Raw genomic sequence first — 673 nt, forward strand, 5'->3', positions numbered from 1 at the left:
CCTGCAGTCAAACATTACACCACACTATGGCCATATCACGATTCCAAGGCACCTTAGAGACATCATTGTGACGGAATACGGTATTGCCGACTTGCGCGGCAAGACCGACGAGCAAATCGCGATTGAGTTGATTAAGGTTGCTGATTCTCGCTTCCAGCAAGAATTACTAGAAGATATGAAGTCGAAAGGTAAGGTTCGCGAGAGCTTTACATTACCAGCAGAATACAAAGAAAACTATCCTGAGAAGTTAGCTGGGATTCTTAAGTCTGCTCGTGAGAAAGGTTTATTCCCACCGTTTCCGCTTGGCTCTGATTTTACCGATGAGGAAATTGCACTCGGTAAGAGCTTGAAGGATTTGAAGGCCTTAATGGCGCACCCACGACAAATGATCAAAGCGGTTATTCGTTCCTTTGTTCATAAAGTTGATGCAGACGAAGCGCGTCCTTTTCTTGAGCGTCTGAGCTTAGACCATCCAGATTCAACAAAAGATAAGATTCTTCAGCACTTAATTCTTCTGGAACTCGAAGAAAACGGTTATTTAAAACCAATGTAATTCGGTTATTTATATCAATTAAGCCTCCAATATTGGGGGCTTTTTATATGATGCTCAATTTCTTAAATATAAGGCTGCTGGATAGGCGTGACAATAATACTAAAAAGCTGTTAAATTCGT

Annotated in this window: 1 protein-coding gene; it reads left to right on the top strand. The window is 41.5% G+C overall.

Going from position 1 to position 673, the window contains the following annotated elements:
- A partial coding sequence (locus tag A3761_RS23875) for an acetyl-CoA hydrolase/transferase C-terminal domain-containing protein (RefSeq protein ID WP_304439642.1) occupies positions 1–553 on the top strand: 553 nt, incomplete at its 5' end.
- Positions 554–673 lie beyond the last annotated feature (120 nt).

The sequence above is a fragment of the Oleiphilus sp. HI0123 genome (assembly GCF_001635315.1).